Annotated in this window: 22 protein-coding genes; 16 read left to right on the forward strand and 6 right to left on the reverse strand. The window is 71.3% G+C overall.

What is annotated here, in order from left to right; translation table 11 throughout:
* The first annotated feature begins 14 nt into the window (after nucleotides 1-14).
* The 10 genes from murD (at nucleotide 15) to IEZ17_RS09195 (ending at nucleotide 10141) form a co-directional block, all read left to right on the forward strand.
* Nucleotides 15-1508, forward strand: a complete 1494-nt coding sequence (gene murD / locus IEZ17_RS09150; RefSeq protein WP_189298404.1) for a UDP-N-acetylmuramoyl-L-alanine--D-glutamate ligase — start codon at nucleotides 15-17, stop codon at nucleotides 1506-1508.
* A gap of 58 nt (nucleotides 1509-1566) precedes the next feature.
* Entirely contained in the window at nucleotides 1567-2919 is a 1353-nt protein-coding gene (ftsW, locus tag IEZ17_RS09155) for a putative lipid II flippase FtsW (protein WP_189298274.1), read from the forward strand.
* Nucleotides 2920-2925: 6 nt separating this feature from the next.
* The gene (murG, locus tag IEZ17_RS09160) at nucleotides 2926-4017 is read left to right on the forward strand and encodes an undecaprenyldiphospho-muramoylpentapeptide beta-N-acetylglucosaminyltransferase (RefSeq protein WP_159504319.1); all 1092 of its coding nucleotides are present in this window, start codon (nucleotides 2926-2928) and stop codon (nucleotides 4015-4017) included.
* 22 nt (nucleotides 4018-4039) lie between these two features.
* Entirely contained in the window at nucleotides 4040-4855 is an 816-nt protein-coding gene (locus IEZ17_RS09165; RefSeq protein WP_189298276.1) for a cell division protein FtsQ/DivIB, read from the forward strand.
* 281 nt (nucleotides 4856-5136) lie between these two features.
* Nucleotides 5137-6375 carry a cell division protein FtsZ gene (gene ftsZ, locus IEZ17_RS09170; RefSeq protein WP_189298278.1) on the forward strand — a complete coding sequence of 413 codons (1239 nt, stop codon included), beginning with the start codon at nucleotides 5137-5139 and terminating at the stop codon, nucleotides 6373-6375.
* Nucleotides 6376-6388: 13 nt separating this feature from the next.
* Nucleotides 6389-7153 (forward strand): peptidoglycan editing factor PgeF, encoded by a 765-nt coding sequence (pgeF, locus tag IEZ17_RS09175; RefSeq protein WP_189298280.1) that lies wholly within the window; start codon nucleotides 6389-6391, stop codon nucleotides 7151-7153.
* The gene (locus tag IEZ17_RS09180) at nucleotides 7150-7884 is read left to right on the forward strand and encodes a YggS family pyridoxal phosphate-dependent enzyme (RefSeq protein ID WP_373299763.1); all 735 of its coding nucleotides are present in this window, start codon (nucleotides 7150-7152) and stop codon (nucleotides 7882-7884) included. Before pgeF ends, IEZ17_RS09180 begins: the two co-directional genes overlap by 4 nt.
* Before the next feature lie 123 nt (nucleotides 7885-8007).
* Nucleotides 8008-8628, forward strand: a complete 621-nt coding sequence (locus IEZ17_RS09185; RefSeq protein ID WP_043263944.1) for a cell division protein SepF — start codon at nucleotides 8008-8010, stop codon at nucleotides 8626-8628.
* A gap of 66 nt (nucleotides 8629-8694) precedes the next feature.
* Complete coding sequence (locus IEZ17_RS09190) at nucleotides 8695-8988, forward strand: YggT family protein (protein WP_189298284.1); 294 nt, start codon at nucleotides 8695-8697, stop codon at nucleotides 8986-8988.
* Between the two features lie 49 nt (nucleotides 8989-9037).
* On the forward strand, nucleotides 9038-10141 hold the full coding sequence (locus tag IEZ17_RS09195) for a DivIVA domain-containing protein (RefSeq protein ID WP_189298286.1): 1104 nt from the start codon (nucleotides 9038-9040) through the stop codon (nucleotides 10139-10141).
* A gap of 219 nt (nucleotides 10142-10360) precedes the next feature.
* Here IEZ17_RS09195 and ileS read toward each other — a convergent pair whose 3' ends face one another.
* On the reverse strand, nucleotides 10361-13504 hold the full coding sequence (gene ileS / locus IEZ17_RS09200) for an isoleucine--tRNA ligase (RefSeq protein ID WP_189298288.1): 3144 nt from the start codon (nucleotides 13502-13504) through the stop codon (nucleotides 10361-10363).
* Nucleotides 13505-14083: 579 nt separating this feature from the next.
* On the opposite strand from ileS, the gene IEZ17_RS09205 reads away from it, so the two are divergent.
* From IEZ17_RS09205 to IEZ17_RS09220, 4 genes are all read left to right on the forward strand, one after another.
* Nucleotides 14084-14839 carry a TraR/DksA family transcriptional regulator gene (locus IEZ17_RS09205; protein WP_189298290.1) on the forward strand — a complete coding sequence of 252 codons (756 nt, stop codon included), beginning with the start codon at nucleotides 14084-14086 and terminating at the stop codon, nucleotides 14837-14839.
* Nucleotides 14840-14965: 126 nt separating this feature from the next.
* Nucleotides 14966-15568 carry a signal peptidase II gene (gene lspA / locus IEZ17_RS09210; RefSeq protein ID WP_189298292.1) on the forward strand — a complete coding sequence of 201 codons (603 nt, stop codon included), beginning with the start codon at nucleotides 14966-14968 and terminating at the stop codon, nucleotides 15566-15568.
* Between the two features lie 99 nt (nucleotides 15569-15667).
* Complete coding sequence (locus tag IEZ17_RS09215; protein ID WP_189298294.1) at nucleotides 15668-16609, forward strand: RluA family pseudouridine synthase; 942 nt, start codon at nucleotides 15668-15670, stop codon at nucleotides 16607-16609.
* A 90-nt stretch (nucleotides 16610-16699) separates the two neighbouring features.
* Nucleotides 16700-18292, forward strand: a complete 1593-nt coding sequence (locus IEZ17_RS09220) for a Na+/H+ antiporter (protein WP_189298296.1) — start codon at nucleotides 16700-16702, stop codon at nucleotides 18290-18292.
* A gap of 21 nt (nucleotides 18293-18313) precedes the next feature.
* Here IEZ17_RS09220 and IEZ17_RS09225 read toward each other — a convergent pair whose 3' ends face one another.
* Nucleotides 18314-19408, reverse strand: coding sequence for a mechanosensitive ion channel family protein (locus IEZ17_RS09225; protein WP_189298406.1), 1095 nt, complete (start codon nucleotides 19406-19408; stop codon nucleotides 18314-18316).
* A gap of 130 nt (nucleotides 19409-19538) precedes the next feature.
* Here IEZ17_RS09225 and IEZ17_RS09230 point away from each other — a divergent pair, with 130 nt between their 5' ends.
* A complete protein-coding gene (locus IEZ17_RS09230; protein ID WP_189298298.1) occupies nucleotides 19539-20150 on the forward strand; it encodes a dienelactone hydrolase family protein in 612 nt (203 codons plus the stop codon).
* A gap of 78 nt (nucleotides 20151-20228) precedes the next feature.
* On the opposite strand, the gene IEZ17_RS09235 is transcribed toward IEZ17_RS09230, so the two are convergent.
* From IEZ17_RS09235 to IEZ17_RS09250, 4 genes are all read right to left on the reverse strand, one after another.
* Nucleotides 20229-21134 carry a thioredoxin domain-containing protein gene (locus IEZ17_RS09235; protein ID WP_189298300.1) on the reverse strand — a complete coding sequence of 302 codons (906 nt, stop codon included), beginning with the start codon at nucleotides 21132-21134 and terminating at the stop codon, nucleotides 20229-20231.
* A 60-nt stretch (nucleotides 21135-21194) separates the two neighbouring features.
* Nucleotides 21195-21857: a hypothetical protein gene (locus IEZ17_RS09240; protein WP_189298302.1), complete on the reverse strand. Its 663-nt coding sequence runs from the start codon at nucleotides 21855-21857 to the stop codon at nucleotides 21195-21197.
* A 252-nt stretch (nucleotides 21858-22109) separates the two neighbouring features.
* The gene (locus tag IEZ17_RS09245) at nucleotides 22110-22958 is read right to left on the reverse strand and encodes a thioredoxin domain-containing protein (protein ID WP_189298304.1); all 849 of its coding nucleotides are present in this window, start codon (nucleotides 22956-22958) and stop codon (nucleotides 22110-22112) included.
* A gap of 110 nt (nucleotides 22959-23068) precedes the next feature.
* Nucleotides 23069-23725: a hypothetical protein gene (locus IEZ17_RS09250; RefSeq protein ID WP_189298306.1), complete on the reverse strand. Its 657-nt coding sequence runs from the start codon at nucleotides 23723-23725 to the stop codon at nucleotides 23069-23071.
* 287 nt (nucleotides 23726-24012) lie between these two features.
* Here IEZ17_RS09250 and IEZ17_RS09255 point away from each other — a divergent pair.
* Nucleotides 24013-24605 (forward strand): PHP domain-containing protein (locus tag IEZ17_RS09255; RefSeq protein WP_189298308.1); only part of this gene is annotated, 593 nt, incomplete at its 3' end.

Here is a 24605-nt window from a genome sequence, read left to right on the forward strand (position 1 = left end):
ACGACTTCGCGGGAATGCACATCACCGTGGCCGGTCTCGGCGTGAGCGGCGTCCCCGCCGCCCGCGCCCTGGCCGGCCTCGGCGCCCGCGTCACCGTCGTCAACAGCACCGACGGCGACCGCGAACGGGCCCAGGCGGCCGAGCTGGAGCAATGGGCTGCGGCGCGGTGGGGGTCCCCCCGGACGAAGTCTGGGGGAGCCTCCACGGAGGGTGGTGGTGGGCGACGGGCGGGCGTGACCGTCCGGCTGGGCGACGGCGACACCCTCCCCGAGGGCACCGAGCTGATCGTCACCACCCCCGGGTGGAAGCCGGCCAGCCCGCTCTTCCTGGCGGCCGAGAAGGCCGGCGTCCCCGTATGGGGCGATGTCGAGCTGGCCTGGCGGCTGCGCGGACGGGACGGCAGAAAAGCGGCGCCCTGGCTGGCGGTCACCGGCACCAACGGCAAGACCACCACCGTCCAGATGCTGGCCTCGATCCTGAAGGCGGCCGGTCTGCGGACCGCCGCCGTCGGCAACATCGGCGTCCCGCTCGTCGACGTGGTGCTCGGCGAGGGCCAAGAGGACGGCACGTCCTACGACGTCCTCGCCGTCGAGCTCTCCAGCTACCAGCTGCACTGGGCGCCCTCCGTACGGGCGCACTCCGCGGCCGTCCTCAACCTCGCCCCGGACCACCTGGACTGGCACGGCTCCATGGAGGCGTACGCCGCCGCCAAGGGCCGGATCTACGAGGGCAACACCGTCGCCTGCGTCTACAACGCCGCCGACCCGGTGACCGAGGACCTGGTCCGGGACGCCGACGTCGAGGAGGGCTGCCGCGCGATCGGCTTCACCCTCGGCACCCCGGGCCCCTCCCAACTGGGCGTCGTCGACGGCATCCTCGTCGACCGCGCCTTCGTCGAGAACCGGCACCGCCAGGCGCAGGAGCTCGCCGAGGTCTCGGACATCACGCCCGCGGCCCCGCACAACATCGCCAACGCCCTGGCCGCCGCGGCCCTGGCCCGCGCCTTCGGCGTCCCGGCCACCGCGGTACGCGACGGACTGCGTGCCTTCCACCCGGACGCACACCGCATCCAGCACATCGCGGACATCGCGGGCGTCAGCTACATCGACGACTCCAAGGCCACCAACACCCACGCCGCCGAGGCGTCGTTGGCGGCGTACGAGCACATCGTGTGGATCGCCGGCGGACTGGCCAAGGGCGCGACCTTCGACGAGCTGGTGCGCAAGTCCGCCGAGCGGCTGCGCGGAGTGGTCCTCATCGGCGCCGACCGGGCGCTCATTCGCGAAGCCCTGCTGCGACACGCCCCTGATGTCCCGGTGGTCGACCTCGACCGGACCGACACTGGGGCGATGTCCGAGGCCGTACGGGAAGCGACCCGGCTGGCCGAGACCGGCGACACGGTACTGCTGGCGCCGGCCTGCGCCTCGATGGACATGTTCGTCAATTACAACAAGCGGGGCGACGCCTTCGCCGACGCGGTGGGCGAACTGGCCGCCAACGGTCACTAGACGTTTCTCCCCGCTGCCGTCGCTGCCGGCGGCGAGCGCACCCGTGGAGGGGACGAGGATGACCGCCCGATCGGCGAGACCGGCGCAGCCGCGCCCGGTACGCCGGACCCCCGCCACGGTGCGCCCGCCGCGCGGCAGCCGGACCCCCGGCGGCCCGCGCGGGCTCTACGCCCGCGCACGGCGGGCCTGGGACCGCCCGCTGACCGCCTACTACCTCATCCTCGGCGGCAGCCTGCTGATCACCGTCCTCGGACTGGTGATGGTCTACTCGGCGTCCCAGATCAAGGCCCTCCAGTCCGGTCTGGCGCCGTCGTATTTCTTCCGCAAACAGCTGCTGGCGGCCGTCCTCGGCGGCGGGCTGATGCTGCTCGGCGCCCGTATGCCGGTCCGGCGGCACCGCGCGCTGGCCTACCCACTGCTCGTCGGCTCGGTGTTCCTGCTGGGCATGGTGCAGATTCCCGGCATCGGGGTCTCGGTCAACGGCAACCAGAACTGGATCAGCCTGGGCGGGCCTTTCCAGATGCAACCGAGCGAGTTCGCCAAGATCGCGCTGGTCCTGTGGGCCGCGGACCTGCTGGCCCGCAAACAGGAGAAGAAGCTTCTGACGCAGTGGAAGCACCTGCTGGTTCCGCTGACGCCGGTGACCTTTCTCCTGCTCGGGCTGATCATGCTCGGCGGCGACATGGGCACCACGATCATCCTCACCGCCATCCTCTTCGGACTGCTGTGGCTGGCCGGTGCCCCCACGCGGCTGTTCTCCGGGGTGCTGGGCGCCGCGACCGTGCTCGGCGCGCTGCTGATCAAGACCAGCGCCCACCGGATGTCCCGGCTGGCCTGCATCGCCGCCACCGATCCGGGCCCCGGCGACCAGTGCTGGCAGGCCGTCCACGGCATCTACGCGCTGGCCTCCGGCGGACTCTTCGGTTCCGGGCTCGGGGCGAGTATGGAAAAATGGGGAGAACTCCCTGAACCGCACACCGACTTCATCTTCGCCATCACCGGGGAGGAACTGGGTCTGGCGGGGACGCTGTCGGTGCTCGCCCTCTTCGCGGCTCTAGGCTATGCGGGTATCCGCGTGGCCGGACGCACGGAGGACCCCTTCGTACGGTACGCAGCGGGAGGCGTGACCACCTGGATCATGGCCCAGGCCGTGATCAACATGGGTGCGGTGCTCGGGCTGTTGCCGATCGCCGGTGTTCCGCTCCCGCTGTTCTCCTACGGAGGCTCCGCCCTGCTGCCGACGATGTTCGCCGTCGGGCTGCTGATCGCCTTCGCGCGTGACGAGCCCGCCGCGCGGGCGACCCTGGCCGCGCTGGCGAAGCGGAAGCCGGTTTTCGGCAGAAGACCGGCCGGGCTGAGATGGAAGACGATGAGACGGCGCCTCAAGAGGCGGCCGTCCGGAGAGCGGTGAATTTCGGTGCATGTCGTACTCGCCGGTGGGGGGACCGCCGGCCACATCGAGCCCGCGCTCGCCCTCGCGGACGCCCTGCGGAGGCAGGACCCGACCGTGGGGATCACGGCACTCGGCACGGAGAAGGGCCTGGAGACCCGCCTCGTCCCCGAGCGCGGCTACGAGCTCGGCCTGATCCCGGCCGTACCGCTGCCCCGTAAGCCCACCCCCGAACTGATCACCGTCCCCGGGCGGCTGCGCGGCACGATCAAGGCCGCCGAGCAGATCCTGGAGCGCACCAAGGCGGACTGCGTCGTCGGCTTCGGCGGCTATGTGGCGCTGCCCGGCTATCTGGCCGCCAAGCGGCTCGGGGTGCCGATCGTCGTGCACGAGGCCAACGCCCGCCCCGGCCTGGCCAACAAGATCGGCTCGCGGTACGCCACCTTCGTCGCCGTCAGCACCCCGGACAGCAAGCTGCGCGGAGCCCGCTACGTGGGGATCCCGCTGCGCCGCACCATCGCGACCCTGGACCGCGCCGCGGTCCGCCCCGAGGCGCGCGCCGCCTTCGGCCTCGACCCCAACCTCCCGACCCTGCTGGTCTCCGGCGGTTCCCAGGGCGCCCGCCGGCTCAACGAGGTCATTCAGGCCGCGGTCCCGGCGCTCCAGCGCTCCGGCATCCAGGTGCTGCACGCGGTCGGCCCGAAGAACGAACTGCCGCATGTGGACAACATGCCCGGGATGCCCCCCTATGTCCCGGTACCGTACGTGGACCGGATGGATCTCGCGTACGCCGCAGCCGACATGATGCTCTGCCGCGCGGGCGCGATGACCGTCGCCGAGTTGTCCGCCGTCGGGCTCCCGGCCGCCTTCGTCCCGCTGCCCATCGGCAACGGCGAGCAGCGGCTCAACGCCCAGCCGCTGGTCAACGCCGGCGGGGGCCTGCTGGTCGACGACGCCCAGCTGACCCCGGAGTGGGTGCAGGGCAACGTGCTCCCGGTCCTGGCCGATCCGCACCGGCTGTACGAGATGTCCCGCGCAGCCTCCGAGTTCGGCCGCCGGGACGCCGACGAACTGCTGGTCGGCATGGTGTACGAGGCGATCGAGCGGCGTAACAAGTAGCGAACGAGAGAAGGCGGAGAGCGTGGCCGGACCGACCACTGCCAGGCGCGGCGAGAAGAAGTCAGCGTCCGGCCCGCCCGCTTCTCCGCCGTCCCGTTTCGGGCGCTTCCGGTTCCCGCGCCTCGGGCTGCGTCGGCCGGGCCGGCGCGGTGTGATCATCATCGCGGTACTCGCCGTGCTGCTGGGCGGGTTCGGCGCCTGGGCCCTCTACGGCTCGGACTGGATCCGGCTGGAGCGCGTCGAGGCCACCGGCACCGACGTTCTGACGCCGGATGAGGTCGTCGCCGCGGCAGCCGCCCCGATGAATTCGCCGCTCGTCTCCGTGGACACCGGCGCGCTGGAGCGCCGGCTGCGCGCGAAGCTGCCGCGCATCAAAACCGTTGATGTCAGCCGTTCCTGGCCACACACCCTCGGTCTGAAAGTGACCGAAAGGACCCCGGAACTGCTGCTGCAAACGGACGGAAAGTTTGTGGAAGTGGACGGCGAGGGCGTCCGTTTCGCCACCGTGAGCGCCGCGCTCAAGGGTGTTCCGCTTCTGGAAATGACCGCTTCCGACTCCCCGAGCCTGCACCGGTTCGGAACGGACCGATTGCTGCGTGCCGCGGTCGGCGTTGCCCGGGAGCTCCCGGCGGCCGTTCGCAAGGACGTCCGCAAGCTTCGCGTCAGGTCTTACGATTCCGTGACCGTCGAACTCGCGGGTGGCCGCACGGTGATGTGGGGCAGTCCCGAAGAGGGTGCCGAGAAGGCGAAGGTGCTGGCCGCGCTGCTGAAAGCGGCACGTGACGCGCGCCACTTCGACATCTCGGTTCCCAGCGCCCCTGCGGTGTCGGGGAGTTGACGTACGTAGTCGCAGGCCAGCACCCTGGATGGCTACGACTATGGGTGATCACATAGGGTGAAAAGAAAAACGGGAGGTTCGGCGTGTTCGTTGAACGCGCGCGCCTTGTCGACTTAGTGTCTCGTTCCAAAGGGACCAGGGAACCAGGAACGCAGGCACAGTAACCCTAAACTTCAGGGTTAGGGTTCGGCTCGGCGAAACGGACCGTCCCTTCGGCATCAGTCGGCGTCCACACGCAATGTGCGGCGACGACACGTAAATCGAGGCGAGAGGCCTTCGACGTGGCAGCACCGCAGAACTACCTCGCAGTCATCAAGGTCGTCGGCATCGGCGGCGGTGGCGTGAACGCCATCAACCGGATGATCGAGGTCGGGCTCAAGGGCGTCGAGTTCATCGCGATCAACACCGATGCGCAGGCGTTGCTGATGAGCGACGCCGACGTCAAGCTCGACGTCGGCCGCGAAATGACGCGCGGACTCGGCGCCGGCGCCAATCCGGATGTGGGCCGCAAGGCGGCCGAGGACCACCGCGAGGAGATCGAGGAGGTCCTCAAGGGGGCCGACATGGTCTTCGTGACCGCGGGCGAGGGCGGCGGCACCGGCACCGGCGGTGCCCCGGTCGTCGCCAACATCGCCCGCTCGCTGGGGGCCCTGACGATCGGTGTGGTCACCCGGCCGTTCACCTTCGAGGGCCGCCGTCGCGCCAACCAGGCCGAGGACGGCATCGCCAGCCTTCGCGAAGAGGTCGACACCCTCATCGTGATCCCCAACGACCGGCTGCTGTCCATCTCGGACCGCCAGGTGAGCGTGCTCGACGCGTTCAAGTCCGCGGACCAGGTGCTGCTGTCGGGTGTCCAGGGCATCACCGACCTGATCACGACCCCGGGCCTGATCAACCTCGACTTCGCCGACGTCAAGTCCGTGATGTCGGAGGCCGGATCGGCGCTCATGGGCATCGGCTCGGCGCGCGGCGACGACCGCGCGGTGGCCGCCGCGGAGATGGCGATCTCCTCGCCGCTCCTGGAGGCGTCGATCGACGGCGCCCGCGGTGTGCTGCTCTCCATCTCCGGCGGCTCCGACCTCGGGCTCTTCGAGATCAACGAGGCGGCGCAACTGGTCAGCGAGGCCGCGCACCCGGAAGCCAACATCATCTTCGGCGCGGTCATCGACGACGCGTTGGGCGACGAGGTCCGGGTCACCGTCATCGCCGCGGGCTTCGACGGCGGTCAGCCGCCGGCCCGCCGCGACGCGCAGCAGTCCGCGATGCCGGCTCCGAAGCGTGACGAGCCCACCCCCGCCCCCAGCCGTCCGGCCGCGCCCCCGGTCGAGCCGCGCCCCGCGGCCTTCGGCGGTCTCGGCGCGGTCCCGCCCGTACGGGACGAGGCCCCGGCCACGTCCGAGCCCTCGTCGCTGGGCGAGGTTCCGGCCTCGCCGACCGGCGGCCCTTCGGTTCCCCCGGCCCGTCCGTCGTACTCGGACGCAGCGGCCGAGGAGCTGGACGTCCCCGACTTCCTGAAGTGACCGAAGCACCGAAGTGATAGGGCAACAGCACCACGAGAGCGGCGCGCACTTCGCCTTCACCGACAGGTGGGGCGGGGTGAGCGCCGCTCCGTATGAGCAGCTCAATCTGGGCGGCGCGGTCGGCGACGACCCCGCGTCGGTACGCGCCAACCGCGAACTCGCCGCCAGGCAACTCGGCCTCGACCCGGCCGCGGTGGTCTGGATGAACCAGGTCCACGGCCGGGACGTGGCGGTGGTCGACGGACCCTGGCGGGATGCCGACATCCCGTGCGTGGACGCGGTGGTGACCGCGCGCCGGGGTCTGGCGCTGGCCGTGCTGACCGCGGACTGCACGCCGGTCCTGCTCGCCGACCCGGTCGCCGGGATCGCGGGCGCCGCGCACGCCGGGCGGCCGGGCCTGGTCGCCGGGGTCGTCCCGGCGGCCGTCGCGGCGATGACCGAGCTGGGGGCCGAGCCGTCCCGGATCCTCGCGTACACCGGGCCCGCGGTCTGCGGGCGCTGCTACGAGGTGCCGGAGGCGATGCGCGCGGAGGTCGCCGGGGTCGTCCCGGAGGCGTGGTCGACGACCAGCTGGAGCACCCCGTCGGTGGACGTCACCGCGGGTGTACGGGCCCAACTCGCCGCCGCCGGCGTGCGGTTGCGTGAGGATTCCCACATCTGCACCCGGGAGTCGGCGGACCACTTCTCTTATCGGCGTGACCGTACGACGGGGCGGCTCGCGAGCTACGTATGGCTCGGGGACGCCCCCGGTCCGAGGCCGGGAGGGGCTGTGCTGTGACGGACGACCGGAGAACGCAACTGTCCGACAACCTGGCGCGGGTGGAGGATCGTATCTCCACAGCCTGCGCCAAGGCCGGCCGGCCGCGTGACGAGGTGACGCTGATCGTCGTCACCAAGACCTATCCCGCGAGCGACGTCCGGCTGCTCGCCGAGCTCGGGGTGCGTCAGGTTGCGGAAAACCGCGATCAGGAGGCGGCAGGTAAAGCGGCCGAATGCGCTGATTTGCCGCTGACTTGGCACTTTGTTGGTCAATTGCAGACCAACAAGGTGCGGTCAGTTGCCCGTTACGCCGGGATTGTCCAGTCGGTCGACCGGCTCCGGCTCGTCACCGCGCTCTCCCGGGAAGCGGTACGCGCCGAGCGGGAGCTGGGCTGCCTGATCCAGGTGGCACTTGACGCCGAGTCGGATCGCACCGGACGGGACACCGCTGATCGCGGCGGGGTGGCGCCGGAGGGTGTGGCGGAACTGGGCGACGCGATCGCGGCTGCCGAAGGGCTGCGGCTGGACGGTGTGATGACGGTCGCACCGCTGGCCGGCCCGTATGCGGGACGCCAACTCGCCGCTTTCGAGCGGCTCATGGAAATCTCATCCGACCTGCGCGCAACCCATCCTGCTGCCAACATGGTGTCAGCAGGTATGAGCGCGGACCTTGAGGACGCCGTGGCGGCCGGAGCGACACATGTACGCGTCGGCACTGCGGTACTCGGAGTCCGACCACGGCTCGGGTAACGTCGCCAAGCAAGTCGGACCACAGCACAAAATATGGTCATTCCCGCAAAAAGCGGGCAGGCCGAGTGGATCCAAGGCCCCCGGTGACGGAGCCGATCCACCACAGAGCGGAGGACGCAGAGAATGGCCGGCGCGATGCGCAAGATGGCGGTCTACCTCGGCCTCGTGGAGGACGATGGGTACGACGGCCGGGGGTTCGACCCCGACGACGAGTTCGAGCCCGAGCTTGACCCGGAGCCCGATCGGGGACGGCGGCAGCAGCATCAAGTACCCGCCGAAACGCGCCCGGAACGGGAGGAACCGGTCCGTGCTGTCACGCCTCCTGCGCAGCGTGAACCCGCCCCGCTCGCCGCGGAAAGCGGACGACCCGCGCGTATCGCCCCCGTGGCATCCATCACACCCGACCGTCCGAATCTGGAGAAGAACGCACCGGTGATCATGCCCAAGGTTGTGTCCGAGCGGGAGCCGTACCGCATCACCACACTTCACCCCCGGACCTACAACGAAGCCCGTACCATCGGGGAACACTTCCGTGAGGGCACTCCGGTGATCATGAATCTCACGGAGATGGACGACACCGACGCGAAGCGACTTGTCGACTTTGCGGCCGGTCTGGTCTTCGGACTGCATGGCAGCATTGAGCGGGTGACGCAGAAGGTGTTCCTGTTGTCGCCTGCTAACGTCGATGTCACGGCGGAGGACAAGGCCCGTATCGCAGAGGGCGGGTTCTTCAACCAGAGCTGAGACGCAACACCGGGCACACCAAGGCCATAAGGTCAGCACAGGAGCAAGGGGAGAGGGACGCGCGAGATGAGTGTCGCTGGTCAGGTGATCTATATCGCGCTGTACTGCTTCCTGATCGTGCTGATCTTCCGGCTGGTGATGGACTATGTCTTCCAGTTCGCCCGTTCATGGCAACCCGGCAAGGCGATGGTGGTGATTCTTGAGGCCACCTACACTGTCACCGATCCGCCACTCAAGCTTCTGCGGCGGGTCATTCCGCCGCTGCGTCTCGGGGGCGTGGCGCTCGACCTGTCCTTCTTCGTATTGATGATCATCGTCTACATCCTGATCACCGTCGTGAGGTCGGTGTTGTTGGTGTGAACGATACGGTCTTGCCGATTGCCGACGACTACGTTGAGGTGAAGTAGAGATGCCGTTGACCCCCGAGGACGTGCGGAACAAGCAGTTCACGACCGTCCGCCTCCGAGAAGGCTATGACGAGGACGAGGTCGATGCCTTCCTCGACGAGGTCGAAGCCGAACTGACCCGCCTGCTCCGGGAGAACGAGGACCTGCGGGCCAAGCTGGCCGCCGCCACTCGTGCCGCCGCGCAGAACCAGCAGCAGGGTCTGCGCAAGGGTCCTGACCAGCAGGAGCAGCAGCAGCGGCCGGGGGCACCTGTGCCCGCCGCCATATCCGGTCCGCAGCCGGTCCCGCCGCAGCAGCAGGGGATGGGCGGCCCGCCCCAACTGCCCGGTGGTGCACCTCAGCTGCCGCCCGGTCCCGGTGGCCACGGCCCGCAGGGCCCGCTCGGTCCTGGTCCGATGGGCCCCAACGGTCCGATGGGTGGCCCGCTGGGCGGCCCCGGCGGACCGCAGCAGATGCCGCAGCCGGCCCAGCAGCCGGGCGGCCCCGGCGGTGACAGCGCGGCGCGCGTGCTCTCGCTGGCACAGCAGACCGCCGACCAGGCGATCGCGGAGGCTCGTTCCGAGGCCAACAAGATCGTCGGCGAGGCGCGCAGCCGTGCCGAGGGCCTGGAGCGGGACGCCCGCGCCAAGGCCGACGCGCTGGAGCGGGACGCGCAGGAGAAGCACCGCGTGGCGATGGGGTCGCTGGAGTCGGCCCGCGCGACGCTGGAGCGCAAGGTCGAGGACCTGCGCGGCTTCGAGCGCGAGTACCGCACCCGCCTGAAGTCGTACCTGGAGAGCCAGCTGCGCCAGCTGGAGAACCAGGCCGACGACTCGCTGGCCCCGCCGCGGACCCCGGCCGCCGCGTCGCTGCCGCCGTCCCCGTCGATGGCGTCGGCCGGTGCGGGCACCATGGGCGGCAACCACACCATGGGTGGCGGCCAGTCCCTGGGCGCCAACCACTCGATGAGCGGCCCGTCCAGCGGCGGTCCGTCCTACGGCGGGCAGCAGCAGATGTCGCCGGCGATGACCCAGCCGATGGCACCGGTGCGGCCCCAGGGCCCGTCGCCGATGCAGCAGACGCCGTCGCCGATGCGCGGCTTCCTCATCGACGAGGACGACAACTGACGCCCCAACGGCGCGGATAGTCGGCAATCAGGGCCGGGCCCCGAGGAACTCTCCTCGGGGCCCGGCCCTTTTTCGTGCTGCCGGGCGGTGCGGGTCCGGTGTGGTGCGGTCGCGCGTGTGGGGGGCGCGGCGGTGGTGCGCGGGGGGCGGACAAGAGTGAATGCCCCGGCGCGGAGTGCGCCGGGGCATTCGGTGCGGGCCGGGGCCCGGGTGTGCTGCCTACGCCTTGCGGAGGTGGAACGTCAGGGACAGCGACTCGTCGGTGAAGGCGGGGCCGTAGGACGCGTCCGGCTCGCCGGCGGCGAAGTCGGTGGCCAGCACCTCGTCGGCGATCAGGGCGGCGTGGTCGGACAGCGCCGTCCGCACGTCGTCGTCGGCGGTCCGCCAGCGCAGGGCGATCCGGTCGGCGACGTCGAGGCCGCTGTTCTTACGGGCCTCCTGGATCAGCCGGATCGCGTCCCGGGCCAGGCCCGCACGGCGCAGCTCCGGGGTGATCTCCAGGTCGAGGGCGACCGTCGCGCCCGAGTCGGAGGCCACCGACCAGCCCTCGCGCGGGGTCTCGGTGATGATGACCTCGTCGGGGGCGAGGCTGACGGTCTCGCCGTCGACCTCGACGCTCGCCGTGCCCTCGCGCAGCGCGAGCGACAGGGCCGCGGCGTCCGCCCCGGCGATGGCCTTGGCGACCGCCTGGACGCCCTTGCCGAACCGCTTGCCCAGCGCCCGGAAGTTGGCCTTGGCGGTGGTGTCCACCAGGGAGCCGCCCACCTCGGAGAGCGAGGCCAGCGAGCTGACGTTCAACTCCTCGGCGATCTGGGCGCGCAGGTCCTCGGAGAGGTCCGCGAAGCCGTGGGCGCCGACCAGCGCGCGGGAGAGCGGCTGGCGGGTCTTCACCCCGGACTCGGCGCGGGTGGCGCGGCCCAGTTCGACCAGCCGGCGCACCAGCTGCATCCGGGCGGACAGCGTCGGGTCGACGGCGGCCTTGTCGGCGACCGGCCAGGAGGTGAGGTGGACCGAGTCCGGGGCGTCCGGGGTGACCGGGACGACCAGGTCCTGCCAGACCCGCTCGGTGATGAACGGGGTGAGCGGGGCCATCAGGCGCGTCACCGTCTCGATGACCTCATGGAGGGTGCGCAGCGCGGCCGGGTCGCCCTGCCAGAAGCGGCGGCGGGAGCGGCGCACGTACCAGTTGGAGAGGTCGTCGACGAAGGCGGAGAGCAGCTTGCCGGCGCGCTGGGTGTCGAAGCCCTCCAGGGCGTCGGTGACCCCTTCGACCAGGGTGTTGAGCTCGCCGAGCAGCCAGCGGTCCAGCAGCGGGCGGTCGGCGGGGGCCGGGTCGGCCGCGGACGGCGCCCACTCGGAGGTGCGGGCGTACAGCGCCTGGAAGGCGACGGTGTTCCAGTACGTCAGCAGCGTCTTGCGGACGACTTCCTGGATGGTGTTGTGGCCCACCCGGCGGGCCGACCACGGCGAGCCGCCGGCGGCCATGAACCAGCGGACCGCGTCGGCGCCGTGCTGGTCCATGAGCGGGATCGGCTGGAGGATGTTGCCCAGGTGCTTGGACATCTTCCGGCCGTCCTCGGCGAGGATGTGGCCGAGACAGACCACGTTCTCGTAGCTGGACTTGTCGAAGACCAGGGTGCCGACGGCCATGAGGGTGTAGAACCAGCCGCGGGTCTGGTCGATGGCCTCGGAGATGAACTGCGCCGGGTACCGCTTCTCGAAGAGCTCCTTGTTGCGGTACGGGTAGCCCCACTGCGCGAACGGCATCGAGCCCGAGTCGTACCAGGCGTCGATCACCTCGGGGACGCGGGTGGCGGTGAGCGCGCAGCCCTCGTGGGTGCAGTCGAAGGTGACCTCGTCGATGAACGGGCGGTGCGGGTCCAGGCCGGACTGGTCGGTGCCGGTCAGCTCGGACAGCTCGGTGAGCGAGCCGACGCAGGTGAGGTGGCCCTCCTCGCAGCGCCAGATGGGCAGTGGGGTGCCCCAGTAGCGGTTGCGGGACAGCGCCCAGTCGATGTTGTTGTTGAGCCAGTCGCCGAACCGGCCGTGCTTGACGGACTCCGGGAACCAGTTGGTGTTCTCGTTCTCCCGCAGGAGGGCGTCCTTGACCGCGGTGGTGCGGATGTACCAGGACGGCTGGGCGTAGTAGAGCAGCGCGGTGTGGCAGCGCCAGCAGTGCGGGTAGCTGTGCTCGTAGGCGAGGTGGCGGAAGAGCAGGCCGCGGGCGTCCAGGTCGGCGACCAGCGCCTCGTCGGCCTTCTTGAAGAACTGGCCCCCGACGAGGGGGAGTTGCTCCTCGAAGGCGCCGTCCGGGCGGACCGGGTTGACCACCGGGAGGCCGTACGCGCGGCAGGTCCGCAGGTCGTCCTCACCGAAGGCGGGGGCCTGGTGGACGAGGCCGGTGCCGTCGTCGGTGGTGACGTACTCGGCGTTGACGACGAAGTTGGCGCCGTCGAGGTCGACGAGCCGGAAGGGGCGCTCGTAGGACCAGCGCTCCATCTCGCGGCCGGTGAAGGACTCGCCGGTGGCCGTCCAGCCCTCGCCCAGCGCCTTCTCCAGCAGCGGCTCGGCGACGACCAGCTGCTCGGTGCCGTCGGTGGCGACCACGTACGTGACGTCGGGGTGGGCGGCGACGGCGGTGTTCGAGACCAGGGTCCAGGGGGTGGTCGTCCAGACCAGGAGGGCGGCCCGGCCGGCCAGCGGGCCGGAGGTCAGCGGGAGGCGGACGAAGACCGAGGGGTCGACGACCGTCTCGTAGCCCTGCGCCAGCTCGTGGTCCGACAGGCCGGTGCCGCAGCGGGGGCACCAGGGGGCGACGCGGTGGTCCTGGACCAGCAGGCCCTTGGTGAAGATCTCCTTCAGCGACCACCACACCGACTCGATGTAGTCGGGGTCCATGGTGCGGTACGGGTCGTCCAGGTCGGTCCAGTAGCCCATCCGCGTCGTCAGCTCGGCGAAGGCGTCGGTGTGCCGGGTCACCGACTCGCGGCACTTGGCGTTGAACTCGGCGATGCCGTACGCCTCGATGTCCTTCTTGCCGTTGAAGCCCAGCTCCTTCTCCACGGCCAGCTCGACCGGGAGGCCGTGGCAGTCCCAGCCGGCCTTGCGGTCGACGTGGTAGCCCTGCATCGTGCGGAACCGGGGGAAGACGTCCTTGAAGACGCGGGCCTCGATGTGGTGGGCGCCGGGCATGCCGTTGGCGGTCGGGGGGCCCTCGTAGAAGACCCACTCGGGGCGGCCCTCGGACTGCTGGAGGGTACGGGCGAAGACCTTCTGCTCCCGCCAGAAGTCGAGCACCGCGTGCTCAAGGGCGGGCAGGTCTACCTGGGCGGGTACCTGGCGGTACAGGGGCTGCGGACTCATCGGGCTTCCTCCGGCGGACAGCTGCTGCGTTCTCCGTCCGGAGGGACGAGAGCCCTGGCTCCCGCGGTACCACCCTCCTTGGCGGCGCGGCTGCACCGCCCCCTCATTGGGGTCGCGCTGCCGGGTCTACTCGCCCGGGACGATCCGTGGCCCGTGTGCGGAGCCCACTGTCCCAAGCTTTCTTCCGGCGACTCCGGGGTGATCTTCACGTCATGCACGCCCCCGGGCTCACACCGTCCCCGGGTCGCTGTCGGCTGCGTATGACGCTACTCGTCCCATCAATGCCTTTCGCTTCGCCCAGTGTAAGGGGCCGCGCCGACAGCGGCCGACCGGATTTCTCCGGACCGCCCCCTTTGCCGCCCGCCGCCGGGTGGGTGACCCGAATGGCGATACGCCGGGCGCCGGGCCTGCCGGGCGGATTACGGGGCGGGGAGCGGGGCACAACCGAGGCAGACCGGACTTTCCGGTTCCGGTGGCGGGGCGGCCGGGCGGTGCGTCCCGTTGCCGCGTGCCGTGCGGCGATTTATCGTTCCCGTCACGATTCGCGAACAAGATCACGTATGTGAAGGGGTCGCGGCCATGGTGGCGAAAAAGACCGCCGCGGAGCAGAGCACGACGCCTGGCGAACCTGCCGACGAGGACGTCGTGCAGCAGCCCGCCCACAAGAAGGCGGCCCGGCACCCGGCGGCTCCCAAGAAGGCCGCCCCGAAGAAGGCGGCGGCGAAGAAGACGGCGCCCGCCAAGTCCGCGGCCAAGAAGACCACGGCGAAGAAGACGGCCGCCGGGAAGACGGCCGTGGACCACGCTCCGGCCAAGAAGGCCGCGGCGGTGGCGAGGAAGACGGGAGCCAAGACGGTGGTGGCGAAGAAGACGGCGGCGTCGTCCGCCGAGGAGCACGGCGCGGAATCCGCGGTGCCGCCGGCGCGTACCTCCGCGGCACCCGGCGAGCTCGCCGTACGGCCCGGCGAGGACCCCTGGACGCCCGCGGAGGTCGCCGAGGCGCGGTCCGGGCTGATGGACGAGGCGGTCCGGCTGCGGTCCGAGATCGTCGCCGCCGAGGACGCCATCGCGGGGCTGATGCGGGACTCCGGCGACGGCGCGGGCGACGACGAGGCCGACACCGGCAGCAAGAACATCACCCGCGAGCACGAGCTGGCGCTGGCCTCCAACGCCCGCGAGATGCTGCTCCAGACCGAGCGCGCCCTCGGCCGGCTGGACGCGGGCACGTACGGGCTGTGCGAGAACTGCGGCAAGCCGATCGGCAAGGCCCGGATGCAGGCGTTCCCGCGGGCGACGCTGTGCGTGGAGTGCAAGCAGAAGCAGGAGCGCCGCTGACCCGGCCCGGGACCGGCTCGTGGCGGGCGGGTACCCATCCCGCCCGCTGCCGGATGCGTGTGCCGTACTCTCGTGGTCAGCCGGGTACGGCCCGGTGGTTGACTCGACGGGCTGAGGGACTCACACGTGGCAGAGGCGGAACGCATCACCGGTACGCCGGAATCCGAGCCGGGTTCCGGGGCGGAACCCGAGGCGGGATCCGAAGGGGGACGGCCGGCGGAGGGCGAGCGGGGCACCGGACGCGGCAGGCGGCGGATCGCCGCGCTGCTCCTGGTGGCCGCGATCGTCTACCTGCTCGATCTGGGCAGCAAGCTGGCGGTGGTCGCCAAGCTGGAGCACCACGCGCCGGTCGAGGTCGTCGGGACGCTGCTCCAGTTCGAGGTGATCCGCAACCGCGGTGCCGCGTTCTCCATCGGCGAGGCGCTGACGATCTTCCTCACCATCATCGCGACGGTGGTGATCGTGGTGATCTTCCGGATCGCCCGCAAGCTCTACAGCCTCCCCTGGGCCATCGCGCTCGGGCTGCTGCTGGGCGGTGCGTTCGGCAATCTCACCGACCGGATCTTCCGCTCGCCGGGCGTCTTCCAGGGCGCCGTCGTGGACTTCATCGCCCCGGCGCACTTCGCGGTCTTCAACCTCGCCGACTCCGCGATCGTCTGCGGCGGCGTGCTGATCGTGCTGCTCTCCTTCAAGGGGCTGGACCCCGACGGGACCGTGCACAAGGACTGAGCGGCGGGGGAGCGGGCCGGGGGAGCCCGGGGGTCCGGGGCCCGGTCCGGGTGCCCGCCGCCGGGCAGGGCACCGCCGCGGGGCTGACATACTCGTGGGGTGAGCACCCTTCCCGAGATCCGCACCCTGCCCGTACCGGACGGCCTGGAGGGCGAGCGCGTGGACGCCGCGCTGGCCCGCATGTTCGGCTTCTCCCGTACGAAGGCGGCCGAGCTGGCCGCGGCCGGCAAGGTGCGGGTGGACGGCTCCGAGGTGATGAAGTCGGAGCGGGTCCGCGGGGGCGCCTGGCTGGAGGTCGAGATGCCGCAGGCCGCGCCGCCGGTGGAGATCGTCGCGGAGCCCGTCGAGGGCATGGAGATCGTGCACGACGACGACGACATCGTCGTGATCGTCAAGCCCGTGGGGGTCGCCGCGCACCCCAGCCCCGGCTGGACCGGCACCACCGTCATCGGCGGGCTGGCCGCGGCCGGTTACCGCATCTCCACCTCGGGGGCGGCCGAGCGGCAGGGCATCGTGCACCGCCTCGACGTCGGGACGTCGGGCCTGATGGTGGTCGCGAAGTCGGAGCGTGCGTACACCCTGCTCAAGCAGCAGTTCCGGGAGCGCACGGTCGACAAGCGCTACCACGCTCTCGTCCAGGGGCACCCGGACCCGATGAGCGGCACCATCGACGCCCCCATCGGGCGGCATCCGCAGCACGACTACAAGTGGGCGGTCACCGCCGACGGCAAGCCGTCGGTGACGCACTACGACCTCATCGAGGCGTTCCGGGCGGCCAGCCTGCTGGACATCAAGCTGGAGACCGGGCGGACGCACCAGATCCGCGTGCACATGGCCGCGCACCGGCACCCCTGCGTCGGCGATCTGACCTACGGCGCGGACCCCACGCTCGCCAAACGGCTGGGCGTCGGGCGGCAGTGGCTGCACGCCGTCCGGCTGGGGTTCGAGCACCCCTCGGACGGGCGCCGGGTCGAGTTCGCGAGCGCGTATCCGGACGATCTCCAGCATGCGCTGGACACGGTCCGGGACGAGAGCTACTGAGGGAAGTTCCGCCGGAAAAGCGGGCATTGGTCCGCTTCGTGGCAGGCTTGGGTCGGAAATGATCGAAAACGACCCCGGAGCGTCGCCGCCGTGGACCAGCTGGCTCTGATCTTCCTCCTGCTGCTCGGAGCCGTGGTCATGGTGCCGGTGGGCGACCGGCTGGGGCTCCCGTCGCCGGTGCTGATGACGCTCGCCGGTGCGGTGCTGGCGCTGCTGCCGTTCGTGCCCAACGTCCAGGTGCCGCCGGAGTACATCCTGCCCATCGTGCTGCCGCCGCTGCTCTACGCGGCCGTCCAGCGCACCTCCTGGCGGCAGTTCACCGCCAACCTCCGGCCGATCTTCCTGCTCGCCGTGCTGCTGGTGTTCGCCACCACGGCGGCGGTGGCGGCGGTCGCGCAGGCGGTGGTGCCCGGGATGCCGCTGGCCGCCGCGGTGGTGCTCGGCGCGCTGGTCGCCCCGCCGGACCCGGTCGCCGCGACCGCGGTCGCCGGCAAGCTCGGGCTGCCCCGCCGGATGGTCTCCATCCTGGAGGGCGAGGGGCTGTTCAACGACGTCACCGCCATCGTGCTCTACCACGTCGCGCTCGCCGCGGTGCTCAGCGGCACCTTCTCGGTGCCCGGGGCACTGGGCTCGCTGGTGCTGTCCGCGGTCGTCGCGATAGCGGTCGGGCTGGTGCTCGGCTGGGTGGCCAACAAGCTGATGGGGCTGCTGGACGATCCGACGTTGCAGATCGGGCTGACGCTGCTGGTGCCGTTCGTGGCGTACGTGCTGGCCGAGGAGTTCAAGGGGTCGGGTGTGCTGGCGGTGCTGACCTGCGCGCTCTTCCTGGCGGAGTACGCCGTCGACGCCGACGACGTGCTGGGCCGGCTCGCCGGCTACACCTTCTGGGAGGTCGTCGACACCCTCGTCACCGGGGTCGCCTTCGGGCTGATCGGTCTGGAGCTGCACAACATCTTCGGGGCGGCGTCCGGCCGCTGGGGCCAGATGCTCGGCGCGGGGGCGGCGGTCGTCGGGGTGGTGGTGGCGGTGCGCCTGGTGTGGCTGCTGCCCGCCGCCTGGCTGGCCAAGCGGATGCACCGGCGCCGCGACATCGACGAGGACATCCCGATGAGCTGGCGCGAGACGGTCATCATGTGGTGGTCCGGGATGCGCGGGGTGGCCTCGGTGGCGCTGGCGCTGGCCATTCCGTTCGGGGTGGACGGCGGCCCCTTCCCGGCCCGCGACGAGATCCTCTTCATCGCCTTCGCGGTGGTGCTCTCCACGCTGCTCGTCCAGGGGCTGACGCTGCCCTGGCTGGTGCGCCGGCTGCGGGTGCGGGCCGACACCGATGCCGTGGACGCGCTGGAGCGGGAGCTGGCGCTGCGGGTGATCAAGGCGTCGAAGCGGCGGCTGCGGGAGGTCCTGGAGGTCGAGGAGGTGTCCGAGGAGGTCGCCGACCAGCTGTCCCGCAGGGCGTACGACATCGGGGCCCGGATCGCGCCGGACATCGTCGACGACGAGCGGCGCGAGCTCTTCGAGAAGCGCATCTCGCGGATGAAGAAGGTGCAGCGCATCCAGGGCGAGATGCTGTCGGCGGCGCGGCACGAGGTGCTGGCGGCGCGCAGCGAGCCGGGCGCCGACCCGGAGATCGTCGACCGGGTGCTGCGCCACCTGGACGTGCGGAGCCTGCGGGGCACGCCGTAGGACGGGCGCCGGGAGCCGGCGTCAGCGGTCCGGGTCGTCGGCCCGCGGGTCGGGCCGCACCACGTGCAGCGTCTCGTGGGCGGACGGCGCGGGCGCGGTGGCGATCCGCGGCAGCGCGTAGGCGTGCTCGGTGCGCAGCCACTCGATCATCCGCTCGCGGACCTGGCAGCGCACCGTCCAGATGTGGTCCGCGTCCCGGGCGGTGACCAGGGCGCGCACCACGATGGTGGACGGGGTGGTGTCGGTGACCACCAGGCTCCAGGACCGGCCGTCCCACTCCGGGCTCTCCTGGAGGATCTCGTGCAGCCGCTGGCGCATCTTCTCGACGGGCGCGGAGTGGTCGAGGTGGAAGAAGACCGCGCCGGTCATCTGGGAGCCGCCGCGCGACCAGTTCTCGAACGGCTTGCTGGTGAAGTACGAGACCGGCATGGTGATCCGGCGCTCGTCCCAGGTCCGGACGCTCAGGAACGTCAGGGTGATCTCCTCGACCGTGCCCCACTGGCCGTTCACGACCACGGTGTCCCCTATGCGCACCATGTCGCCGAACGCGATCTGGAGCCCGGCGAAGAGATTGCCGAGGGTGGACTGGGCGGCGACACCGGCGACGACGCCGATCAGCCCGGCCGACGCCAGCACCGACGTGCCGAGCGCCCGCATCTCCGGGAACGTCAGCAGCATCGAGGCCGCCGCGACGACGACCAGCACGGCGGTGACCACCCGCTGGATCACCGTCACCTGGGTCCGCACCCGCCGCACCCGCGCCGCGTCGTGCCCGCGGGTCGCATAGCGGGAGTACGAGGACTCCACGATCGCCGCCGCGGCCCGTATGGCCAGCCAGGCGGTGGCCGCGATCAGCACCAGGGTCAGCGTCCGGCCTATGCCGACCGCGTGGTCCTCGACGATCGCGAGCCGGGTCTGGTCGTACGCCCCGCGCAACAGGGCTGAGCACAGCACGACTTGGAGCGGTATCCGGCAGCGCCGCAGCAGCCCCCACAGCGGGGTCTCCGGGTGCCGGGTGTCGATCCGGTGCAGGGTGCGGTCGATCAGCCAGACCACGATGAGCGTGACCACGATCGAGCCGCCGATGACGACGATCGGGCGCAGCACGTCCTCCAGGGACACGGGACCCTCCTCGGTGCGGGTGCGCCGCGCGGAGTGCTCCGCGGGCCGGTGCGGTGTGCTCGTGCAGGTCCCCTCGACCGTAGCTGGCACGATGGGGGAAGAGCGATCCAACCCCAGGGAAGTGATGTCAGTGCCCGCCTCCACCGAGCCCGCGACCAGCGGTTCCTCCACCATCGTGTTGTTTCATTCGGTGTGCGGACTGCGCCCCGCGGTGCACGCCGGCGCGGACCGGTTGCGTGCCGCGGGCCATGAGGTGATCGTGCCCGACCTGTTCGACGGCCGGACCGCGGACTCGGTCCCGGACGGCATCCTGATCAAGGACGAGATCGGCAAGGAGGAGCTGCTCAAGCGCGCCATCACGGCCGTCGCCCCGTATTCCGACCGGGGGCTGGTCTACGCCGGGTTCTCCTTCGGCGGCGCGGTCGCGCAGAACCTGGCCCTGGGCGACGAGAAGGCCCGCGGGCTGCTCCTGCTGCACGGCACCTCCGACATCGCCGAGGGCACGGTGGCCGACGACCTGCCGGTGCAGCTGCACGTCGCCGACCCGGACCCGTACGAGCCGCACGACTGGCTGAACGCCTGGTACCTCCAGATGCGCCGGGCCGGCGCGGACGTCGAGGTGTTCCGCTACGCCGGCGCCGGCCACCTCTTCACCGACCCCGAGCTGCCGGACTACGACGCGGAGGCGGCCCGGAGCGCCTGGAAGGTGGCGCTGGGATTCCTGGCCGGGCTCTGAGACCGGTCCGGGCGGGCGGTCCGGTGCGCCCGGGACCGCCCGCCCGTGTCCTCTTCCGCTACCGTCCCGGCACGGCGCTCACTTGCCGGCCGTCGGGTCCTTCTCACCCGGGGCGATGCCCTTGCCGCCGCCCGGCCCGCCGTTCTTCGCCGGGCCGAACTCCTTGTCGATCATCTTGCGGAAGTTGGCCTGCGCGAGCTGGTCGTACTGCTCCTGCGTGATCTGCTGCTGCGGGATCTCGGGCAGCACCAGCTTCTTGTCGCCGTGCATGAAGGTGGGGGTGCCCCGGACGCCCTTGCGGCCGAAGAGCGCCGTCATCTCCATCGCCCAGCGGTTGTAGGTGCCGCTCTTGACGGCCGTCTCGAACGCCTTGTTGCCCTTCAGTTCCGGTACGTCCGCGGCGACCTTGAGCAGCTCGGAGTCCTTGGCGTAGAGGTCCTCGCGCTCATCGGGGTGGTACTTGGTCGAGTACAGCGCGGACTTGTACTTCAGGAACGCGTCCGGGCCGACGTTCAGCGCCGCGCCCAGCGCGCTGAGCGCCTTCTTGGAGCCCTCGCCGCCCGACATGCCGTCGATGAACGTGTACATGGTGTAGCGGACCTTGAACCGGCCCTGGCCGAGGTCCTTGAGCAGCTCCTTGCCCGCGCTCTGCTCGAAGGCCGCGCACGCCGGGCAGCGGACGTCCTCGAAGACCTCCAGGGTCTCCTTGGCGTTCTTGTCGCCGAGGAGGATCTCGGTGCCGTTCTTGCCCTGGGTGTGCGCCGGGGTGACCAGCTTGGCCTCCTTGGCGGCCTCCCAGCCGGTCGGCTCGTTCGCCTTCACCACGGCGAAGCCGATCCCGCCGGCGACCGCCAGGACGCCGACGACCGAGACGGCCACGACGAGCTGGCGGCGCAGCCGGTCCTTCTTCTTCTGGCGTTCGCGTTCGGCGCGGATCCGTTCGCGGGCCGCCTGCTTGCCGTCCTGGTCTTTGCGGTTGCTCATGGGGGGTGTCCGTTTCCTTCGGTTCCTGCGTGCTGCGCTGGCTGATGGCGGTACGGATGCTCAGACGGCGGCCGGGACCGGGGGGCCGCGGCGCGCCACGCAGTGCACGAGCAGGGGAAGCGGGCGGGCCGGCGGCAGCGGGTACAGCGGACGGACCCGGCGGCGGAGCGGGGCGGTCACGGCACGGGCCGCCGCCGCGGTCAGCAGCGGCCGGCAGGCGCCCGCGGCGGCGGCGCGCAGCAGCGTGTCCAGCGCGGCCTCGCCGCGGTGCAGCCAGCCGGCGGCGAGCAGGCCGACCGCGAGATGCGCGGCGAGCAGCAGCCAGGGGGCGGCCCACGGGGTGGCCGGCGGCAGCGAGCCGGCGGGGCGGGCGGCCAGCCGCGCCAGCGGGGTGCCCAACTCGCCGCCCCGGCACAGCAGATCGACGCCGACCGAGTGCAGCGGGCCGGCGACCGGCCCGCCGGCCCGGCCGTAGCAGGTGTGCTGCCCGGTGGTGAAGACGGTGTCGGCGGCCAGCTCCAGGGAGAGCAGCAGGGCGGCGGTCCGCCGGTAGCCGCGGGTGCGGCCGGCGTGCGCGTACGCGGCGGTGAAGACCCCGGCGCAGACCGCGGCGAGTGGCGCGGGCGGCAACGGGGCGTGCGAGAGCAGGACTTGGGCGGTCGCGGACAGGGTGACGCACAGCGCGGTGAACAGCGCCGCGCTCCCCCATAGCCTCAAGGGCATGGGTGGGGGTGCCCCCAGCGGTAGCTGGGGGAGTGCCCCCACCACCCTGAGCCGGTCCCCGGACGAGGCCCCGGGCCGGGCCGCCGGACGGACTCCCGTCGCCTGCACGGTCGGGAGTCTGCCACGAGCGCGGCGGAACGCCGGGTCAAGATTTGGCATCGGGCGGTGTGCGCGGGGCACACCGGCCGGGGTGCCGGGGCGGTGCCCCGGCCGTCGCTCCGGGCTCACAACTCCCGGATCGGCATGCCGGATTCAGGACTTCAGGTTCTTGTCGACCATCGAGTTGAAGTCGGCGACCGTGGACGGCGCGACCTTGCCCTGCGGGCTGTCCGTGCCCAGCGTCGTGCCGTTCATCTTCAGCGTCGGGGTGCTGGTGACGTCCTTGTGGGAGTTGAAGGCGTTGGACATCGCCATCGCCCACGCGTTGAACTTGCCGGACTTGACGTCCTTTTGGAACGCGGCGTTGCCCTTGAGCGCCGGGATGGTGTCGGCGACCTTGAGCAGGTAGCTGTCGTCGGCGAACTTGTCCGGGCCGGTCTCGTCCGGGTGGAACTCCTTCGAGTACAGCGCGAACTTGTACTTCAGGAAGGCGTCCGAGGAGACGTTCAGCGCGGCGCCCAGGGCGCTCAGCGCGTTCTTGGAGCCGGTGCCCTGGAGGTTGCCGTCCAGGAACGTCCCGATGTGGTACGACGCCTTGTACTTGCCGTCGCTGATGTCCTTCTCGACGGTCGCGCCCACGTTCTGCTCGAAGGCGGCACAGCCGGGGCAGCGCGGGTCCTCGTAGAGGTCGAGGGTGTTCTTGGCGTCGGCCTTGCCGATGACGATGGTGGTGCCGTCGGGGCCGCTGGTGTGGGCGGGCGGGACCGCCTTCGCCTTGGCGGCCTTCGCCCAGACGTCGGCGGCCGAGCTGCCGGAGCCGCTGCCGCCGCCGGAGTTGGCGACGGCGAAGCCGATGCCGCCGGCCACCGCCAGCACCGCGACGACCGCGCCGCCGACGATCAGCTGCCGGCGGGTCTTGTCCTTCTTGGCCTGCCGCTCGCGCTCGGCGCGCAGCCGCTCGCGGGCTGCCTGCTTGTTGGCCTGGTTGTTGCGGTTGCTCATGACTGTTCCTGCTCCGTGAGGTCCGTGGTCCATGGGGACGGGGGATGCGTGCTGTCGGAGGCGGATGCGCTTCGGGGGCGCCGCTCCGCGCGCTGCCGGGCCGGGCGGCCTCAGGCAGCGAGCGCGCAGGGCGGACCGCGGCGCACCACGGAGTGCACGAGCAGGGGAGCGGTACGGGCCGGGCGGGAGGTCCGTACGGGGGCGGGCACCGCGCGGCGCGGGGCGGCGGCCCGGCCGATGACCGCGACCGCGATCAGCAGCGGGCGGAAGGCGAAGCCGGCCACCGCGCCCAGCAGCTGCGCCAGCGCGGCCTCGCCGCGGCGCAGCCAGCCGGCCGCCAGCAGCCCGACGGCCAGATGGACCGCGAGCAGCAGCAGCCAGACGGGGGCCGGGACGGCGCCGTCCCTGGCGAGCCGCGGCAGCGGGCCGCCGACCGGGTCGCCGCCGCACAGCAGCCCCATGCCCAGGGAGAACCGGCCGCCCATCGGGTTGCCGTCCTGTCCGTAGCAGGTGTGCTGGCCGAGGCTGAAGACGACGTCGGCGGCCAGCTCCAGGGGGAGCAGCAGCGCGGCGATCCGCCAGTAGCCGCGCTCGCGGCCGGCCAGTGCGTAGGCGAGCGCGAACACGGCGGCGGAGAGCCCGGCGACGGTGGCCGGGGGCAGCGGCATACGGGACAGCAGCACATGGGACGCCGAGGACAGCGTCACGCACAGCGCTGTGAAGAGCGCCGCGCGCAGAGCCCGCAGATGTGCCGCCGAGATGTCCATTGGTAGCGAGTGTGCCATGCGCCGGGACGAGTGGCTGCCAAGAGGGGATGAAGTGGTGTGTAAGGGAAAAACGGGATGAACGGACGGTGACCGCTCGTGCGCCAGTCCGGACGTCCCGCCGACCCCGGGGGACGAGCCCGGCGGGACGGCGCCGCGGGGGTCTCCGGGGGCGTCCCCCGGGGGTGCGGGAGCGCTCGGAGCGCGGTCGGCTGTCGGTGCGGAGTCGTAGACTTCAACACCGCCCCATCCATCCCCCAGCGCACTGTTTTCCCGGAGGTTCAGCGCCCGTGGCCCCCTCGTCCAGGCCCCCTTTCACGCACCTGCACGTCCACACTCAGTACTCGCTGCTGGACGGTGCGGCGCGGCTGAAGGACATGTTCAACGCGTGCAACGAGATGGGCATGACGCACATCGCCATGTCCGACCACGGCAATCTCCACGGTGCCTACGACTTCTTCCACAGTGCGCAGAAGGCCGGGGTGACGCCGATCATCGGGATCGAGGCGTATGTGGCCCCGGAGTCCCGGCGCAACAAGCGCAAGATCCAGTGGGGCCAGCCGCACCAGAAGCGCGATGACGTCTCCGGTTCGGGTGGTTACACCCACAAGACGATCTGGGCGGCGAACAAGACCGGTCTGCACAACCTCTTCCGGCTGTCCTCGGACGCGTACGCCGAGGGCTGGCTCCAGAAGTGGCCGCGGATGGACAAGGAGACCCTCTCCCAGTGGTCGGAGGGGCTGATCGCCTCCACCGGCTGCCCCTCGGGCGAGCTCCAGACCCGGCTGCGGCTGGGCCAGCACGACGAGGCGCTGAAGGCCGCCGCCGAGTACCAGGACATCTTCGGCAAGGACCGGTATTTCCTGGAGCTGATGGACCACGG

Origin of the sequence: Streptomyces albospinus, from assembly GCF_014648695.1 — a bacterium.
In the GTDB taxonomy this organism is placed as follows: domain Bacteria; phylum Actinomycetota; class Actinomycetes; order Streptomycetales; family Streptomycetaceae; genus Streptomyces; species Streptomyces albospinus.